Here is an 18,625-nt window from a genome sequence, read left to right as displayed (position 1 = left end):
CTAGGGAATGATGGACGCGTGAGTGAAGACCGGCCAACCGACAACGCTGCTGTCCCCGAGACCGGCGACGACTCAGCCACACCGTCGGCGGCTGCCGTGCCCGAGACGGCCGAGACGGCGAAACCCGCTGGTCGCCGTCGTTTGACGACGTTGCTGATCATCGCCGTCGTGCTGTTCGGGCTCGACCTGCTGACCAAGTGCCTCGCGGTCGCCTTCATCGACCCGGGCGAATCGGTGCCGATCATCGGCGATTTCGCGCGGTTCACCCTGGTCCGCAACCCGGGCGCGGCGTTCTCGATGGCGACCGGCATGACCTGGCTGCTCACCCTGATCGCCGCCGCGGTGGTGATCGGTGTGATCCGGATCGGACGCACCCTGCGATCACTGTGGTGGGCCATCGGCCTCGGCATGGTCCTGGGTGGCGCGCTGGGCAACCTGGTCGACCGGCTCTTCCGATACCCAGGCCCGCTGCAGGGCCATGTGGTCGACTTCGTCGCCGTCGGCTGGTGGCCGGTCTTCAACGTCGCCGACTCGGCCATCGTGTGCGGGGCGATCCTGCTGGTCGCGCTCACCGTGTTCGGTTTCGAACCGGACGGCACCCGCAGCGGTCGCAAACACACCGAGGAGACCGCATGAGAGAAACCAGGACAATGCCCGTTCCCGACGGACTGGACGGGATGCGGGTGGACGCGGGACTCGCCCGCTTGCTCGGTCTCTCACGGACCGCGGTCGTGGCGCTCACCGAGGACGGCTCGGTGCAGATCGACGGCGTCGCCGCGGGCAAGTCCGACCGGCTGACCGCGGGCGCGTGGCTGGAAGTGATCTTCCCCGAACCCAAGCGCGAGCTCACGGTCGAGGCCACTCCGGTCGACGGGATGAACATTCTCTACGCCGACGACGACATCGTGGCCGTGGACAAGCCGATCGGGGTCGCCGCGCACTCCGGCGTCGGCTGGACCGGTCCGACCGTGGTCGGCGGCCTGGCGGCGATGGGTTACCGCATCTCCACCTCGGGCGCGCACGAACGCCAGGGCATCGTGCACCGGCTCGACGTGGGCACCTCCGGGGTGATGGTGGTGGCACAATCCGAACACGCTTACACGATGCTCAAGCGCGCCTTCAAGGAACGCACGGTCGACAAGCAATACCATGCACTCGTGCAGGGACACCCGGATCCGAGCAGCGGCACCATCGACGCGCCGATCGGGCGTGCGCGGGGCAATGCCTGGAAGTTCGCGGTGACCGGCGACGGCAGGCCCAGCGTCACCCACTACGACACCATCGAGGCGTTCCAGGCCGCCAGCCTGCTCGACGTCCACCTCGAGACCGGCCGCACGCACCAGATCCGGGTGCACTTCTCCGCGGTCCGCCACCCCTGCGCGGGTGACCTCACCTACGGCGCCGACCCGACGCTGGCCAAACGCCTCGGTCTGGAACGGCAGTGGTTGCACGCGCGTCAGCTCGGCTTCCACCATCCCGCCGACGGTCGCTGGCTGGAGATCACCAGCGAGTACCCCGACGATCTGGCGGGCGCCTTGGACGTACTACGCAATGCCTGACGACCCGCGGTCGTCCGAACCGGCGCCGGATACGGCGTCGGACGACCGCGGGAATTCATCGGCCGGGCAGGCGCCGCGGGACGGTGGTCCGGGTTCGACCGCCGAGGATCTCGGGAACATGCCCGCCGAATCGACTGCCGCCGAAGACGATTCAGCCGACCGGCGGATGTCGCTGCGCAACTCGGCGATCTTCGGGATCGCGGCTGTCGGCGCGGCGATCCTGTTGGTGATCGCCTTTCGCGAGCCGCCGCCCGCGTCGGCGGTGGCCACCGATCGACTGGGGCCCGCGCCCGGCGAGCAGGTCGAGCACTACCTGGTCGACGCGAAGGCTTCCCTCGACGGCGCCGATACCGACCAGCACTGGGCGCTGGTGTCGTTCACCGAATACATCGCACCCCAACAGCTTCCGGCCACGGCCGACGGCTTGCGGATCTCCGGGGTGATCCAGCACGTGCCGGTCGACCGGGTGCAGACACCGGTGATCACCGTCGCGACGCCGGGCGGTGACGAACCCGCGGTGAAGTCCGGCGAGGCAGCGGCGGGGCTGGTCGCGGCCCAGCAGTTCCGCGACGAGCGCAGCGCCGCGATCGCGCACGTCACCGAGAGCCGCCTGCGTGCGGGCTGCGCGTGCACGGCGGGCCTCGTGGTGCGCGGCACCCTGCCCCAATTACGTGACCTGGCAACACAACCCGGCGTCAGAGCAGTGCAGGCGTTGCCGGCCGACGCCGTCGCGGGACGGTTCGCGGTGAGTCCCCTACTCCCCGGCAGCAGCGACACCGTCGCACCGAGCCCCGACGACGGCCCGGTTCCCACCGAGTAGGTCCGCGCCGCTCGATCGCGCCGAGCCGCTGCGTCTACGGCCGATCACTGCCGCGGCGCGTCTCGGCCATCACCCACAGCTCGCGGGCCCGGTCGACATCTCCGGCCTGGTCATAAGCGGCTGCCATCAATTCCAGCGCATCGACGTCGAGCCGATCGATCTGCCCGATGAGGTCGGCGAACAGATCATCCAATTCGTCGGGGGTCACCGGGTGGTCCCGAGACGGTGCGACAGCGGCAGCAATACCTCCATAACCGGCAAAGGTACTCCAACACCGAATGTTCGTCGGGCACAAGGGTTCTCGAAACCACCCGACCCGCGTCAGCGGCCGGTCACGCCCCCTGCGCGCCCACCGGGGGAAAGAGCTTGCCCGCGCCGCCCGAGCGCCGCGCCTGCACCCACCATGCCAGCTCGACCAGCACGATGCCGATCACACCGCAGACCACCGCCGCCAGCGTCAGGCGCGGGTTGGACGGGTCGAGTTTGAAGAACTCGCGGGTGAACGGGATCGTGAACAGCGCGACATAGGCCAGCACGGACACCGCGATCAGCACCACCTTCCACCACACATACGGCCGCGCGACCAGCACGAGCACCCACACCGCGATCATGATCAGCGTGATCAACGCGGTGGTGCCCGCCTGCACCTTCTGCGTTTCCGTGGCTTCCGGTCCGGCGTAGGCGATGAGGTAGGCCACGAACGTCGCCACGCCGATCACCACGCCCGAGGGCACGGCCAGACGCATCACCCGGCCGACGAAGCCGGTGCGGGCGCGCTCGTTGTTGGGCGCGAGCGAGAGCACGAACGCGGGGATGCCGATGGTGAACCAGGCCGCGATGGTGACGTGGCGCGGCAGGAACGGATACCCGATGGGGTCGTAGCCGAAGATCTGCGAGCCGACACCGGCCAGCCCGACGAGGAAGGCCAGCAGCACCGAGTACACGGTCTTGGTGAGGAACAGGTTCGAGACGCGTTCGATATTGCCGATCACCCGGCGCCCCTCCCCCACCACGTAGGGCAGGGTCGCGAACTTGTTGTCCAGCAACACGATCTGCGCCACCGCGCGGGTGGCCGGGCTACCGGCGCCCATCGCGACACCGATATCGGCGTCCTTGAGCGCCAGCACGTCGTTGACGCCATCACCGGTCATGGCGACGGTGTGCCCGCGCGATTGCAGCGCACCGACCATGGCGCGCTTCTGATCGGGACGCACCCGGCCGAAGGTGGTTTCGTGATCGAGCACGTCGGCGAGCGCGGCCGGATCGTCGGGCAGGGTGCGCGCGTCGACGGCGTGGTCACCGCCGGGCAGGTCGAGCGAGGAGGCGACCGCGCCGACCGATACGGCGTTGTCGCCGGAGATCACCTTGATCGAGACCTGCTGACTCGCGAAGTATTCCAGCGTCGCTTTGGCATCGGGCCGCACCTTCTGTTCGAGCACCACCAGCGCGGCGGGCTCGACCCGGCCTGGCGCGTCCTCGGCATCGACCGCACGGTCGCTGCGTGCCAGCAGCAGCACGCGCAGCCCCGACGAGCCCAGTTGCTCGGCGTGGGCGGCGTCCTCGGAGTCGGGGTCGAGCAGCACGTCGGCGGCGCCGAGCAGCCAATCACCGTGGTCGCCATAGGAGATACCGCTCCACTTCTTGGCCGAGGAGAAGGGCGCGACGGCGGTCTGCGACCAGCCGGGCGAGTCGGGCAGCGCTTCGGCGATGGCCTGGACGCTGGCATTGGGGCGCGGATCGTCGCTCGCCAGCGCGGCCAGCGCGGCCTTCACCTGTGCCTCGTCGAACGCGCCGAGCGGTTCGACCTGCGCCAGGCGCATACCGTTCTCGGTGAGCGTGCCGGTCTTGTCGGCGCACACTACGTCGACCCTGGCCAGGCCCTCGATCGCGGGCAATTCCTGCACCAGGCACTGACGTTTACCCAGGCGGACCACACCGACCGCGAAGGCGATCGACGTCATCAGGACCAGGCCCTCGGGGACCATCGGCACCAACGCCGCGACCATGCCGGTGACGGCCGGGCGCCACGATTCCCCGCTCGAGACCAGCTGGTTGTAGATGCTGAGCAGGCCGGCGGGAATGAGCAGGTAGGTGATGAATTTCAGGATCTTGTCGATGCCCGAACGCAATTCGGAGTGCACCAGCGTGAACTTGCTGGCCTCCTCGGCCAGTTTCGCCGCGTAGGCGTCCTTGCCGACCTTGGTGGCGCGGTAGGCGCCCGAACCCGACACCACGAAACTGCCCGACATCACCGGCGCGCCGACGCCCTTGTCGATCGGGTCGGCCTCGCCGGTCAGCAGCGATTCGTCGATCTCGAGCGCGGCGGCCTCCTCGACCTCACCGTCGACCACGATCTGGTCGCCGGGGCCGAGCTCGATCAGATCGTCGAGCACCACTTCGCCGGGGGAGATCTGCTGGGCGACGCCGTCGCGGCGCACCGTCGGCTTGGCCTGGCTGACGATCGCCAGCTCGTCCAGGGTCCGCTTCGCCCTGACCTCCTGGATGATGCCGACCGCGCTGTTGGCCACGATGAGCAGCCCGAACATGCCGTCGATGATCGAGCCCGTCGACAGCACCAGCAGGAACAGCACACCGAGAATGGCATTGATGCGGGTGAACACATTCGCGCGGACGATCTCGCCGACCGACCGGCTCGCCCTGGCGGGGACGTCGTTGGTGCGCCCGTCGCGGCGGCGCTCGTCGACCTGTGCGGCGGTGAGCCCGGCAGCCGCCGGTTCCTGCACGGAAATGGACATGCTCGCCAGATTAGCCGGTCGTAACATGGGATGAATGCAGCGCAGCTCATCCCCGCCCGGTGTCGTTTTCGGGGCGGGGGCCTACCTCATCTGGGGTTCGTTCGCCGCCTTCTTCGGACTGTTGTCGTTCGCCTCGCCCGCCGAGGTGGTGGCGCAGCGGATCGTGTGGACGCTGGTCGTGGTCCTGCTGGTGCTCACGCTGACGGGACGGCTGGGAAACCTGCGCGGCATCGATGCCAGGACCTGGCGCCTGGCGGCCGCGGCCTCGGCGGCCTTGTCGCTGAACTGGGGTGTGTACGTCTTCGGCGTCACCACCGGGCACATCGTCGAATGCGCGCTCGGTTACTTCATCAACCCGCTGGTCACCGTTGCCATCGGCGTGTTGCTGTTCCGGGAGCGGCTCACCAGGGCGCAGTGGGCGGCGTTGGGGCTGGGTGCGCTGGCGGTGGTGGTGCTCACGGTCGACTACGGCAGGCCGCCGGTGATCGCGCTGATCCTGGCCTGCTCGTTCGCCACCTACGGGCTGGTGAAGAAGGTGATCCGGCTCGACGCGCTCCCCGGCATCGCGGCCGAGGGGATTGTCGCCGTGCCGTTCGCGCTGGCTTTTCTGATCGTCTCGATGGCCACCGGCCGCAGTGAGATGACCTCCAGCCCCGCCCATTTCGGTCTCATGCTGGCCACCGGGCCGGTCACGCTGCTGCCGCTGCTGCTGTTCGCCGTCGCGGCCAAGCGGGTCCCGCTCTCGACGATGGGCATTCTGCAATACCTCACCCCCGCCCTGCAGATGGCCTGGGGCGTGGCGGTGATGCACGAACCCATGCCCGTGTCGCGCTGGGCCGGATTCGCCCTGATCTGGACGGCGCTGGCGGTGTTCACCACCGACGCCCTGCTGCGTGCGCGCCGCACCAGGCAGCTCTCGGTGGCCGAGACGGTGGACGCGACCACGCACTAGCCCATTCGGTGTCACACCCGAAGCTCGATTCGGTGTCACACCGGCACGAATCGCCGGAGGACCACAAGCCGACCGGTAGGCTTGCCCATCGAACAATCGGATAGTGGGCACACCCGAGAGGGGTGGATTCTGTGCACGATGCGGGGTACTCGGATCGGGTCGCCGGCGTGCTGGTCGGTACCGCCGCCGGCGACGCGCTGGGGGCAGGCTACGAGTTCACACATCCCGGACCGGACACGGTGATCGACATGATCGGCGGCGGAGTATTCGACTGGGCGCCGGGCGAGTGGACCGACGATACGTCGATGTCCGTCGCCGTGGCGGTCGCCGCTGCCGGCGGCCCGGGCATCGATCTCGACGCGGTCGCGGCCGGGTTCGTCTCCTGGTACGACTCGAAGCCGCCCGACATCGGGAACCAGACGCGAAACGTGTTGTCCGCCAGACCTTCCTCCGCACTGGACATGCAGGCGGTGGCGATGTCGCTCACCGGCCGAACCGGTGGCAACGGCTCGCTGATGCGGACCGCGCCGGTCGCGCTGGCCTATCTCGACGATGCCGCCGAATGCGTCGCGGCGGCGGGCCGGGTCGGGTTGCTCACGCACCACGACGACAACGCTGTCGAGGCGTGCAAGATGTGGACCTACGCGATCCGGCATGCGGTACTGAACGCCGATTTCGACGGCGTTCGCGAATACGTCAGCGGCTCACCCCAGTCCGATTATTGGACCGACCGTCTCGACGAAGCGGAGAAGGGCACGCCCGCCGACTTCCCGAACAACGGCTGGGTCGTGCACGCCCTCCAGACCGCGTGGTGGGCGATCACGACCACCGATCAGTCGACGCCCGAGCACCTTCCGCTCGCCTTGGAGGCGTGCGTCCGGGCCGGAAACGACACCGACACCACCGCGGCCATCGCGGGGGGCCTCCTCGGCGCTCGCTGGGGCGCCTCGGCGGTCCCCGCTCGCTGGCGCGCCATCCTGCACGGCTACCCCGGCCTCACCGGCGCCGACCTGCCCGATCTAGCCCTGCGCATCGCCACCAACTCCCGCTGACGGTGGGCAGCTGATCACCACACCGTGGTGCGGACCGCACTCGGCGGCGCTCCCCTGGCAGCGTGGTGATCGACCGGCCCACCGCCGTGGCTACCAGGCGGTGATGATCGGGCCGGGGGTCCAGGTGCCCCAGCGGTTTTCGGAGTCGACGGTGATCTTCGCGGGGCCGGCGGTGGGGTCGAGGGGAAGGTACTGCTCGAGGGAGCCCCAGTCCCTGTCCCAGTCGTTGTTCAGGTACGTCGGCAGGGTGCGGGCGGTGAAGAGGAGCTGGGTCCAGCCGAGCGGGCCGCCACCGTCGTGGCCCTGCCAGAGGTTGGTGATGGTGGCGCCGTTGCGGTCGGGCAGGATGCGGTATTCGGGGAGCTCGGCGACGCCGTTGTAGGTGGGCATCTGGTTCTGGCACGGGAAGTGCAGCCCCACAGCCCAATCCAGCAGCACCGGCGCCGCACGGCCGACCAGCGCGCTGAGCGTGGTGGTCTGCGGCATGCGCGGCGGGGTGAGAGCGAGCCACTGGTCGGGGCCGAGATCCTTGTCGGCGGCGACCAAGCGGACAACGCTCGTCTCGGACGGCAGCTGATCCATCGGGACGCGCAGATTGCGCCACATCGGCGCCGGGCCGATATCGGTCGGCGCGATCTGGCCGGTCACGGTGACGGTGCCGTCGGCCGCGGCGGTGCCGTATTCGAGGGCCAGTTCCTGGCCGGGGTGGACGATGCCGTCAGCGTCGACCGAGCGGATCCGGCCTGCCACCGACATCGCCAGCAGCGGGCCGCGCGGGCCGTCCGGCAGCCGGAACCAGCCCGTGGTCAGCGCGGCGGGCTCCTGGGCACCGGGGCGGTAGCTGCCCAGAACCGGGGTCGCGGGGTCGAGACCGAAGGGCAGTTGCAGCGAGCCCTGTCGTGATTCCGAGCCCGCCGAGGTGGAGGCGTCGCGCAGCTTGTCGGGGTCGTCGGATACCGAATTCGCTTGGCCGGTGGTCGATTCCACCTCGTCGGAGGTGAGTACCGGCGCGACTCCGCCGGCCCGGAAGCCGGTGGAGTCGGTGCCGTTCATCGTGCTGGTCATGTCGCCGGACAGCGGCGCGAGCATCGAGGCGTTCGGGTCGGTTTCGACGAGCACCTCGTCGGCCATCCCACACCCGCCGGCGAAGGCCGCGGAGAGGTTGGAGCCGGCCAGGGAGTACGCGGGATACTGGGCGACGGTGGCCTTGGCGAAGGATGCCACCTCGAACAGCACCATCACCGCGGCGGCGACAGCCAGAACGGGTGTCCCCGCGAACCAGCCGACCTCGGCCTTCGGGTTCAGGTTCGGATGGACGTGGTACCACGCGGCCGCGGCGAGCGCGAGCAGAGTCAGACCGACGAACACGGTCGAGACGCCGTATCCGGCGACGGTCGGCGGCTTGTCCCACCAGGGGATCCCCCACGAGGAGACGTACCAGTAGCCGTTGGCGCCGACCCAGGTCATGGCGAGGGCGAAGAAGACACCCGCGGCGAACAGCGCGCGATTACGCATCGGCCGCAGGACGTGCGCGCTCACCGCGACCGCCGTCACCGCGGCGACACAGGTGGCCAGGCCCGCGAACACGCCGAACTGGTGGGTCCACTTGGTGGGCGAGAACATCATCAGCACCATGGCGGCCAGGGTGATGCCCAGCATGCGCCGAGTCGGGCCGACGGCGATGCCGGGGATACGGCCGCCGCGCCGCAGCATGACGGCAGTGCAGACGATCAGGCCGATCAGCATCGCGAAGACACCGAATCGCCTGGTCAGCCAGCCATCAGCATTGAGCTGCAGAAGATATTGATAGCGCAGGAACTCGAAGAACCAGGACTCCCCCGGCCCGATTACGCTGTGCACGGCGAACATCTCCCGCACCCCGGCGAACGTCCGGTCGGCGAAGACGACGGTGAGCACCACCGTGCCCGCGGCCAGGATCGGCAGCAGTTGCGCGAGGTAGCCCACCGACTTCGACCGCGTCACGATCATCGCGGTGACGACACGCGCGCCGGCCACCAGCGCGCCGAGGCAGATCAGGCCCGAGGGTGCGCCGGTGAGGGTGAACGCGGCCACGATCACCGCGACGGCGAACGGCACGAGCCGCCGGGTCGCGATCGCTCGTTCGACCGATACCCAGGTGACCAGAACACCCAGCGCGACAACGAATTCCGCGCGCAGCCCGTTGTTGTAGGGCAGCCAGAAGGCCAGAAAGACGAAGGCCGCGGTCCAGGTGGCGATGCGTTCGCGGCGCACCGCGACGCCGAGGCGGGGCAGCACTTCGCGGCTGATCAACCACCAGGTGAGCACGCCCGCAGCGAGGGCGGGCAGCCGGACCAGCGGGCTGACCGCGGAGATGTGGGTGAGCCAGCCGATGATGTCGACATAAGGGGTGTAGAACGGGCCCTCGTCGACGCTGAACCAGCGGTAGTAGTTGGACATGTTGCCCGAACTGCGCGCACCTCTCGCCATCCCGAGGATGTAGCCGTCGTCGGAGGTGTTGGCGCCGATGAAATGCCAGACGAGCAGCACCGCGAACACCAGCCAGTCGACTGGGCGCAGCCGCCACCAGCGTTGCGGCAGGAATCGGCGCGCGGAGCGGCCGTCGAGGGCGTCGAGACGGTGCAGGGCGAACAGTGACACCGCGGTGGCCACCAGGCACAGCACGATGGCGGCGAGTTTGAGCCAGGTCGGCGACGACGTGTAGCGGGCGTCGACGTCGACGCGCACCGCCAGGTCCGCGGGGGCGGCGCCGGTGAGCTCACTGAACACACCCACGACCTGGGGACGCAGGTCGGCGGCCACGGCGGCGCCCGCACCGAGACCTGACGTGGTGACCGTGGATTCCTGCGGAGTGATCGCGATCGTCAGCGCGCAGGAGCGGTCGAGCACGTCGGCGAGCGGGGCCGTCCACACCAGGGTCGAACGCGAGACCACGTCCACCCGGCCGGGGCGTTCGGCGGTGTCGGCGACCACCTTCACGACGAAGCCGTACTTCTCCATATCGGCCGATTGCCGCGGCACGGTCGAGACCGCGACACCGCCGGTCGCGGCCAGCGAACTCAGCGCGGCACACGGCACCGTCGCCGAGAGGGCGGCGGGCGCGTAGGCGACGAGCGGCGATTCGACCGCGGCGGGCGACCCCTGCTGGGGCCAGGACACCGTCGCGGCGTCGACCCGCACGGGCAGGAACGGGATCACCGCGGCGCTGAGAATGCCGATCAGTCCCGCGACGATCGCGACAATGCGCGCCCACCCCGGGCGATCACGTCGCGCCGGCTCCGACACATCCTTGGGCGGATGCCCCTGCCGCACGATCGTCTCTACCACGGGGCCCGATAGTAGCCGCGCCACCGGCAGCAGGCGAAACACCGTCGCGACTCACACGCGAAAGCCCCGCCCGGAAACATCCGGACGGGGCTCGAGCGTGGCAGATCAGGGGCAGGCGACCGAGGTCTGACCCAGGTTGGTCATCATGCCGCAGGCCCACGACTTCTGGACCTTCCACTTGCCGTCTTCGGCCACGAACGGCACGTCGACGACATTGGTCTGGCCGTTGACGGTGAAGTTGGCCTTGGCGTTGACGCTGTCACCGAAGGAGGTCACCTCGGTGACCTGCACCTGCACATTGGCGTCCGAGGCGGCCTGGGCCAAGCGGTTCGGCAGCTCGGGGTCGGCCTCGCCGCCCTGCACGAAGTCCAGCTTCTGATCGTTGGGGACCGCGGGATCCAGCGCGGTGGTGAGCTGCTGGTTGAGCTGTTCCACGGTCGGCACGGGGGGCAGGTCCGTGGCCGCCGAAGCCGAAGCCTTCGCGCTGGTGGTGGCTTTGGCGGCGGGCTTGTCACCCTTGTCGTCGCTGCACGCGCTCAGGCCGAGGGCGGCGACCACGGCCAGTCCGGCGATCGCTACACGTCCGGTCGTACGAAGCTTCAACTGCTCGTCCTTTGCGTTCGAGGTGGGAGTCGTTCCATCGCGGTAGCCGAGGCTACTCTTCACGCGAGACTGGCGAGCGGATCGGCCCGTGTCAGCCCCGTGTCGTCGGCTGGAAAGGTACGCGCCGCACCGGGACCTGTCGAGCTGGTCTCGAATCGCACGGTCACCACGCCGTAGCCCGCGCCCTGCACCCAGCCGTGCCCGAATTCCGGATGATGCACATCCATTCCCGGAAACCACAGTCCCGCAGCCAGATTCGGCTCTTCCGGTGACGGCGGCGGCGGATCCTCATCGGTGCCGAGATCGGCGGGCACCGCCTGATCCAGTTCGGGGAACAGCGATTCCTGGCGCACCAGCGACAATCCCCCGTACCCGACACCGACGAGCCGGATCGGGCCCAGTTCCGCGGGATCGATCGCCGAACGCTGCGCGGCCGCGGCCAGGGTGGTCAGGTCGGCGGTGGCGTACGGCAGGGTGAAGGACCTGGTCACGATCCCCATATCGGACTTCTTGAGTTTGAGGACCACGGTGCGGGCGGCGCGGCCGTCGCGTTCGAGCCTGCGATGCGCCGACGCGGCCATCGCGGTGACGGCGACCCGCAGGTCGGCCATCGTGACGATGTCGCGCTCGTAGGTGTTCTCGGCGCTGATCTGCTTGGCCTCGGCGCGTTCGGTGACCGGGCGATCGTCGATCCCGCGCGCGAGCCGGTGCAGGGCGGCGCCCATGCTGCCGCCGAGGGTCGAGACGGCCTCCGATTCCGGCAGCGCGGCGAACGCGCCGACCGTCTCGATGCCGAGGCTGCGCAGCCTCGACTCGGCGACCGGGCCGATCCCCCACAGCTTGCGCACCGGCAGCGAGGCGAGCAGCTCGCCCTGCTCCGAGGGCGAGATGACCCGCATCCCATCGGGTTTGGCGAGACCGGAACCGATCTTGGCGAGCTGTTTCCCGGTCGCCGCGCCGATCGAGGCGGTGAGCCCGGTCTGTGCTCGGACGAGCGCGCGCAGCATCGCGCAGTAGTCCTGCACCTGCGCGACACTCGCTCCGGCCAATTCGGCCGGTTCGGCGAAGGCCTCGTCGAACGACAGCGTCTCCAGCACCGGGACACAGCTGCGCAACGCGTCGAACACCTGCCCGCTCAGCACCGAGTACAGCGCGCCACGCGGCGGGACGACCACCGCCGACACGCCGATCAGCCGCCGGGCCTGGTGCATCGGCATGGCCGAACGCGCGCCGTAGACCCGAGCCTCGTAGCTGGCCCCCGCGACGACGCCACGCTGACTCGCCCCGCCCACGAGGACCGGGCGGCCACGCAGCGTGGGTCTGGTCAATTGTTCTACCGAGGCGAAGAAAGCGTCCATATCGATATGCAGCACCCAGCGACGGGCGGTGACCGCCGCATCGGGCCTGGCCGGAGCTCCGGCGACAGGAGTGTGAGTGCTCACGAGCGCAATCTACGCCGGGTCACCGACAATTCCTCGAGCCCGTTGCCAGCCGTCGCACACCGATCACACAGCCGAATATGTGATGATCGGGAGATGAAGATCCGCAAGGCTGTCATTCCGGCGGCGGGAATCGGCTCCCGGCTGCTTCCGCTGACCAAGGCGACGCCGAAGGAGATGCTGCCGGTCGGGGACAAACCGGTCATCGAGCACACCGTGCGTGAGTTGGTGGCCTCCGGGATCACCGACATCACCATCGTCGTGAGCAGCGGCAAGTCGTTGATCCAGGATCACTTCCGGCCGAATCCGGCACTGGTCGCGCAGCTGCGCGCCGACGGCAAGTCCGCCTACGCCGACGCCGTGGAGGAGGTCGGCGAGCTCTCCCGCGAGGGCCACATCACCTACCTCGACCAGCACGGCCCGTACGGCAACGGCACGCCGGTGCTCAACGCCGCACGTCATCTGGGCGACGAGCCGATGCTGGTGCTGTGGCCCGACGACGTGTTCGTCGCCGAGGTACCGCGCGCTCAGCAGCTGATCACCGCCTACGAATCCACCGGATGCCCGGTGTTGGCGCTGCTGCCGATGTCGCCGGGTGAATCGCAGCGCTACGGCGTGCCCGTGGTGCGTGAGGACCTCGACGACGGCCTGCTGCGCATCTCCGGCCTGATGGAGAAGCCCAAGCCCGAAGACGCGCCGTCGGCCTTCGCCGCGATCGGTGGCTACGTGGTGACGCCGGGCATCATCGACGAGCTGCGCATCCAGACCGAGAACTGGTACACCCACCAGACCGGCGAGGTGTACCTGACCGACGCGATCAACAACTACGCCGCCGAGCACGCGGTGTACGGCCAGGTCATCCAGGGCCGCTGGTACGACACCGGCAACCCGGCCGACTACCTGGTGGCCCAGTTCGCCTCGGCACTGGCCCATCCCGAATACGGCCCGCTGTTGCGTCAGCTGGTGGACGAGAACTAGAACCGGCGAATCGCGAAGATATCGAATTCGCGCAACGGGTGCAGGCCGACCGGGACGCCCCAGTCATGGGCGTCGAGCAGCTGGCCCAGGCCCGCGTAGATGCCGACGTGGGAGCCGTCGCCGTTGAGGATGACGACATCGCCGGGTGCCAGGCCGCCGAAGGTCACCGGAAGGCCGACCTTCGCCTGCTCCCACGTCGTGCGCGGCAAGGTGACGCCGACCTGCCGGAATGCCCATTGCACCAGCGCCGAGCAGTCCCAGGAGTGGGGTCCCACGGCGCCCCACTCGTAGGGTTTGCCGAGCTGGGTCATGGCGGCGGTGAGTGCGCCGATGCCGGTGGCGCTGGGCAGCGGAATCATGCCGGAGCCACTGGAACTCCCCGACGAGGAACCTGACGTCCCCGAGCCCGACGAGCTGCCCGGCTGCGACCACACGGGCCCAGCGAGGACGATGGTGGTGGTGACGGTGGCGACGAAGCCGAAGGCCAACCGTCCCAGGAGTTTTCGCTTCATGTGCGCGCCCTTCCTCACGGCCGGGAGCTGAGCTTCCGGCTGGTCGGCTATCGGGCGGCATCGCCTGATCCGGGTGAGCCACCCACTGATCCGGTGTCGCGCCGGGATGTCGCCATCATCGGCGCGGCACCGTTTCCACAGGACAAACGTCACGAGCAGTCACTGTCGCCTCAGCGGTTCCATGCGCATCAGCAGTAACGTCACAATTCTGCACGACTGTGCGGCCACTCGGCGACTTCTGCCGGTCGTGACGGCGTGGCCACGAGGTTGCCGGGCCGACGGTCGGGTCGGAGCCGAATCGTGGGCGTATCCGGTGAGTCGCCCCCGGTCTCGCGTGATCAGCCGATGAGTTTCAGCGCCGCCTCGATGCCGGCGCGCACGGTGTCTGTGTCGCCTACGCCGCCGCTGATGGTGACGCCGTCGCGGGTGAGCAGCAGGGCGCGGGCCGCGTCGCCGGGGGCGGAGTGACCGCCGGCGCGCAGGTGTTCGGCCATGAGTTCACGGAACCAGGTGCGGTAGTCGTCGACGACGCGGCGGACCGGGTGCGCCGGGTCGGTGAATTCGACGGCGGCGTTGAGGAACGGGCAGCCGCGGAAGCCGGGGCCGCAGCTGATGTCACGGAGCGCGTCGAAGGTGGTGGCGATCGCGGCGAAGCCTTCGCCCTCGACCGATTCCAGCGCCTCGCGCTGGCGCGCGTATTCGCGCTGCAAATAGGCGACTACCAGGTCATCTTTGCTCTTGAAGTGCCGGTAGAACGTGGCCTTGGCGATACCGGCCTCGACGATGATCCGGTCGATGCCCACCGTGTGGACACCCTCGGCATAGAACAACCGGGTTGCCGTATCGAGCAGACGTTCACGAGCCGCACTCATCGCCTGACCTGTGTCCTTTCCGGGATTCAGCGCTTTCCCTTGACGATACCAGACAGGTCTGTCTACTCTGAGATCACAAGCGAACAGACAAGTCTGTCTAGGAGGACACCATGGCATCCATCTACACCGCAGTAGCCACCTCGGTCGGCCGCGACGGCCGTTCCTACAGCGACGACGGCGTGCTCGATCTGACGCTCGCCCGCCCCAAGGCGATGGGCGGCGACGGCGCGGGCACCAACCCGGAGCAACTCTTCGCGGCGGGCTATTCGGCCTGTTTCGCCAGTGCGCTGCAGTTGGTCTCCAAGCGGATGAAGCTGGACGCCGACGACGCGTCGGTGACCGCCGAAGTCGGCCTGAACCCCCTCGACGGCGGCCGGTTCGGACTCTCGGTCGTGCTGCGGGTGGAACTGCCCGAGCACCTGCACAACGAGCAGGGGCAGCAGCTCATCGAGGCGACCCACCAGGTGTGCCCGTACTCCAACGCCACCCGGGGCAACATCCCGGTGGAACTGGTCGTCGAGTAACCGCATTCACGCGAAAAAGGGCGGGACCAGCTGGTCCCGCCCTTTTTCGCTGTCCCGACGTACTAGACCTTCGCGACCGATACCTTCACGCCGCCCGTGATCTCGGCGGCATCGGCACCGGCGTCACCGAAAGTCAGTGTGGTGGCAAGGATTTCCCCGGCGATCAGGTCCCGGTGGGTCGCGGCCCACTCGGCCCGTTCCGCGGGCACGTCCAGCACCACACTGATCCGGTCGGACACCTCCAGACCCTGCGACTTGCGGGTTTCCTGCAGGTCGCGGATCAGGTCGCGGGCCCAGCCCTCGGCCTCGAGCTCCTCGGTGACCACCGAGTTCAGCACCACCAGGCCGGCATTGCCGGGCAGGGCGGCAGTGAACTCGGGTTCGGCGGCCACCAGACGCTGGGTGTACTCCTCGGGCAGCAGGGTGATCCCGGCGGCGGTGACGACACCGTCGGCGGACTCGCTCCACTCCCCCGCCTTCACTGCCTTGATCACCGTCTGGACCTGCTTGCCGATGCGCGGTCCCGCGGCGCGCGCGTTCACGACCAGCTCGAACCGGCCGTGCGCGGAGACGTCGGTGGTCAGGTCGACCTTCTTGACGTTGACCTCGTCGGCGATCAGCTCGGTGAACGGCGCGAGCCGCTCGGCATCGGCCGCGGCGATGGTGACCTCGGCCAGGGGCAGCCGCACCCGCAGGTTCTGCGCCTTGCGCAGGCTCAGCACCGTCGAGCACACCACCCGCACCTCGTCCATGGCGGCGACGAGATCGGGATCGTGCGGCAGCTCGGTCTCGGTCGGCCAGTCGGTGAGGTGCACCGAACGCTCGCCGGTGAGCCCCCGCCAGATCACCTCGGTGATCAGCGGCAGCAGCGGCGCAGCGAGCCGGGTGACCACTTCCAGCACCGTGTGCAGGGTGTCGACCGCGTCGCGATCCTCGGACCAGAACCGCGAACGCGACCGGCGCACATACCAATTGGTGAGCGCGTCGGCGAACCCACGCAACTCGTCGGCCGCACCGGCGATGTCGTAGGTTTCCAGGGCCTCGGTGACCACGTCGCGGGTGACCGCGAGTTTGGCGAGGATGTAGCGATCGAGCACGTTCGGTGAATCCGTGCGCCACACACCGGGCTTCGAGGCGTAGAGCTGCAGGAAGGTCCACGCGTTCCACAGCGGCCGCATCGCATGGCTCACACCCTCGCGGATGCCACGTTCGGTGACGATGAGATTGCCACCACGCAGGATGGGCGAGCTCATCAGGAACCAGCGCATGGCGTCGGAACCATCGCGGTCGAAGACCTCGTTGACGTCGGGGTAGTTGCCCTTCGACTTCGACATCTTGAGGCCGTCCTCACCGAGCACGATGCCGTGCGCGGCCACGGTTTTGAACGACGGCGAGTCGAACAGCGCGGTGGAGAGCACGTGCAGCGTGTAGAACCAGCCGCGCGTCTGCCCGTTGTACTCGACGATGAAATCGCCGGGGAAGTGGCTGTCGAACCACTCCTTGTTCTCGAACGGGTAGTGCACCTGGGCGTAGGGCATCGAGCCCGACTCGAACCAGCAGTCGAGCACCTCGGGGACCCGGCGCATCGTCGAATTCCCGGTCGGGTCATCGGGATTGGGCCGGGTGAGATCGTCGATGTGCGGGCGGTGCAGGTCGGTGGGGCGCACGCCGAAGTCGGCCTCGAGCTGGTCCAGCGAACCGTAGACGTCCACGCGCGGGTAGGCCGGATCGTCGGAGACCCAGACCGGGATCGGGCTGCCCCAGTAGCGGTTTCGGCTGATGTTCCAGTCGCGCGCACCTTCGAGCCACTTACCGAACTGTCCGTCGCGGATGTGCTCGGGCACCCAGCTGATCTGCTGGTTCAGCTCCACCATCCGGTCGCGGAACTTGGTGACCGCGACGAACCAGGACGGCACGGCCATATAGATCAGCGGCTGACCGGAGCGCCAGCTGTGCGGGTACGAGTGCTCGATCGTCTCGTGCCGCAACAGCTTTCCGGCGGCCTTGAGATCCTTGATGATCACCGGGTTGGCGTCGAAGACCATCAGACCCTCGTACGGCGGCACCATCGAGGTGAACTTGCCCGCCGGGTCGAGTGGCTGGACGATCTCGATGCCGTTGGCCGTGGCCACGTCCATGTCCTCTTCACCGAAAGCCGGTGCGAGGTGGACGATTCCGGTGCCCGAGTCGGTGGTGACGTAGTCGGCGGTGAGCACGCGGTGCGAGTTCGGGTGGCCGACGAAGAAGTCGAACGGCGGGGCGTAGGACAGGTCGGCCAGCGCCGCACCGTCGTACTCGCCGAGCACCTCCGGCTCCTCGCCCAGTTCGCGGCTGTAGTGCGACAGACGTTCGGCGGCGAGCAGATAGCGCTTGTCGTCGGCGCCGCGCACGTGCACGTAGCGCACGTCGGGATGCACCGCGATCGCGAGGTTGGACGGGAGGGTCCACGGCGTGGTGGTCCAGATCAGCGCGTTCGCGCCGTCCAGCGCGGCGAAGGGGTGCTCGGCGGGGACGGACAGGCGCATGTCGACGGTGACCGCGGGGTCCTGACGCATCTTGTACGCGTCGTCGAGGCGGGTCTCCTGGTTCGACAGCGGCGTCTGCTCATACCAGCTGTAGGGCAGCACGCGGAAGCCCTGGTAGATCAGGCCCTTCTCGTGCAGCGACTTGAACGCCCACATGACCGACTCCATGAAGTCGAGGTCGAGGGTCTTGTAGTCGTTGTCGAAGTCGACCCAGCGGGCCTGGCGGGTGACGTAGTCGCGCCACTCACCGGTGTAGCGCAGCACCGAGGACTTACAGGCGGCGTTGAACTCGGCCAGCCCCATCTCGTCGATCTGGGCCTTGTCGGTGATGCCGAGCTGCTTCTCGGCTTCGATCTCGGCGGGCAGACCGTGGGTGTCCCAGCCGAAGCGGCGGTCGACCTTCTTGCCGCGCATGGTCTGGAAGCGCGGGATCAGGTCCTTGACGTAGCCGGTCAGCAGGTGGCCGTAGTGCGGCAGACCGTTGGCGAACGGCGGACCGTCGTAGAAGACGAACTCACCCTCACCGTCGCGATTGTCGATGCTGGCGCGGAAGGTGTCGTCGCGGGCCCAGTAGTCGAGCACCTGGGTTTCGAGCTCCGGGAACGTCGCGCCCGACGCCGCGCCGAAATCGACCCGGGGGTATGCGCTACCGGTAGTTGTCTCGTCCGCCATCGCGGATTGCTCCTCGTGCCGCCGCGCCGTGAGC

15 protein-coding genes are annotated in these 18,625 nt (G+C 68.6%); 7 read left to right on the top strand and 8 right to left on the bottom strand.

The features are described 5' to 3' along the window. Nucleotides 1–18 precede the first annotated feature (18 nt). From lspA to ACWGCN_RS18870, 3 genes are all read left to right on the top strand, one after another. Nucleotides 19–636, top strand: coding sequence for a signal peptidase II (lspA, locus tag ACWGCN_RS18880; RefSeq protein ID WP_378636736.1), 618 nt, complete (start codon nt 19–21; stop codon nt 634–636). Then, nucleotides 633–1,559 (top strand): RluA family pseudouridine synthase, encoded by a 927-nt coding sequence (locus ACWGCN_RS18875; RefSeq protein WP_266299589.1) that lies wholly within the window; start codon nt 633–635, stop codon nt 1,557–1,559. Before lspA ends, ACWGCN_RS18875 begins: the two co-directional genes overlap by 4 nt. 118 nt (nt 1,560–1,677) lie before the next feature. Continuing rightward, entirely contained in the window at nt 1,678–2,379 is a 702-nt protein-coding gene (locus ACWGCN_RS18870; RefSeq protein WP_452460191.1) for a hypothetical protein, read from the top strand. Between the two features lie 34 nt (nt 2,380–2,413). Here ACWGCN_RS18870 and ACWGCN_RS18865 read toward each other — a convergent pair whose 3' ends face one another. Together ACWGCN_RS18865 and ACWGCN_RS18860 are read right to left on the bottom strand one after the other, a co-directional pair. Continuing rightward, nucleotides 2,414–2,587 (bottom strand): hypothetical protein, encoded by a 174-nt coding sequence (locus tag ACWGCN_RS18865; RefSeq protein ID WP_378992616.1) that lies wholly within the window; start codon nt 2,585–2,587, stop codon nt 2,414–2,416. A 124-nt stretch (nt 2,588–2,711) separates the two neighbouring features. After that, nucleotides 2,712–5,135 (bottom strand): cation-translocating P-type ATPase, encoded by a 2,424-nt coding sequence (locus ACWGCN_RS18860; protein WP_378992615.1) that lies wholly within the window; start codon nt 5,133–5,135, stop codon nt 2,712–2,714. A gap of 34 nt (nt 5,136–5,169) precedes the next feature. Here ACWGCN_RS18860 and rarD point away from each other — a divergent pair, with 34 nt between their 5' ends. Together rarD and ACWGCN_RS18850 are read left to right on the top strand one after the other, a co-directional pair. After that, nucleotides 5,170–6,087 carry an EamA family transporter RarD gene (gene rarD / locus ACWGCN_RS18855; RefSeq protein WP_378992614.1) on the top strand — a complete coding sequence of 306 codons (918 nt, stop codon included), beginning with the start codon at nt 5,170–5,172 and terminating at the stop codon, nt 6,085–6,087. Nucleotides 6,088–6,209: 122 nt separating this feature from the next. After that, a complete protein-coding gene (locus ACWGCN_RS18850; RefSeq protein WP_387447603.1) occupies nt 6,210–7,139 on the top strand; it encodes an ADP-ribosylglycohydrolase family protein in 930 nt (309 codons plus the stop codon). A 90-nt stretch (nt 7,140–7,229) separates the two neighbouring features. Here ACWGCN_RS18850 and ACWGCN_RS18845 read toward each other — a convergent pair whose 3' ends face one another. The 3 genes from ACWGCN_RS18845 to ACWGCN_RS18835 form a co-directional block, all read right to left on the bottom strand. Further along, the gene (locus ACWGCN_RS18845; RefSeq protein WP_452460192.1) at nt 7,230–10,466 is read right to left on the bottom strand and encodes an arabinosyltransferase domain-containing protein; all 3,237 of its coding nucleotides are present in this window, start codon (nt 10,464–10,466) and stop codon (nt 7,230–7,232) included. A 105-nt stretch (nt 10,467–10,571) separates the two neighbouring features. Continuing rightward, nucleotides 10,572–11,069, bottom strand: coding sequence for a hypothetical protein (locus tag ACWGCN_RS18840; RefSeq protein WP_378992608.1), 498 nt, complete (start codon nt 11,067–11,069; stop codon nt 10,572–10,574). 59 nt (nt 11,070–11,128) lie between these two features. Continuing rightward, complete coding sequence (locus tag ACWGCN_RS18835) at nt 11,129–12,427, bottom strand: DNA polymerase IV (RefSeq protein ID WP_452460195.1); 1,299 nt, start codon at nt 12,425–12,427, stop codon at nt 11,129–11,131. A 177-nt stretch (nt 12,428–12,604) separates the two neighbouring features. Here ACWGCN_RS18835 and ACWGCN_RS18830 point away from each other — a divergent pair, with 177 nt between their 5' ends. Next, a complete protein-coding gene (locus tag ACWGCN_RS18830; protein ID WP_056816413.1) occupies nt 12,605–13,486 on the top strand; it encodes a UTP--glucose-1-phosphate uridylyltransferase in 882 nt (293 codons plus the stop codon). On the opposite strand, the gene ACWGCN_RS18825 is transcribed toward ACWGCN_RS18830, so the two are convergent. Next, nucleotides 13,483–13,998: an NlpC/P60 family protein gene (locus ACWGCN_RS18825; protein WP_452460193.1), complete on the bottom strand. Its 516-nt coding sequence runs from the start codon at nt 13,996–13,998 to the stop codon at nt 13,483–13,485. The two genes, ACWGCN_RS18830 and ACWGCN_RS18825, sit on opposite strands and share 4 nt — an antisense overlap. A gap of 338 nt (nt 13,999–14,336) precedes the next feature. Continuing rightward, complete coding sequence (locus ACWGCN_RS18820) at nt 14,337–14,870, bottom strand: TetR/AcrR family transcriptional regulator (RefSeq protein WP_452460194.1); 534 nt, start codon at nt 14,868–14,870, stop codon at nt 14,337–14,339. Nucleotides 14,871–14,980: 110 nt separating this feature from the next. On the opposite strand from ACWGCN_RS18820, the gene ACWGCN_RS18815 reads away from it, so the two are divergent. Further along, nucleotides 14,981–15,394: an organic hydroperoxide resistance protein gene (locus tag ACWGCN_RS18815; protein WP_378992602.1), complete on the top strand. Its 414-nt coding sequence runs from the start codon at nt 14,981–14,983 to the stop codon at nt 15,392–15,394. Nucleotides 15,395–15,456: 62 nt separating this feature from the next. Here the strand turns inward: ACWGCN_RS18815 and ileS are convergent, their stop codons facing one another. After that, nucleotides 15,457–18,591, bottom strand: coding sequence for an isoleucine--tRNA ligase (gene ileS, locus ACWGCN_RS18810; RefSeq protein ID WP_452460451.1), 3,135 nt, complete (start codon nt 18,589–18,591; stop codon nt 15,457–15,459). Nucleotides 18,592–18,625: the final 34 nt, after the last annotated feature.

The sequence above is a fragment of the Nocardia sp. NPDC055050 genome (assembly GCF_053608345.1).
Note: the sequence above shows the minus strand (reverse complement) of the source record. Positions and strands in the feature narration are given on the sequence as shown.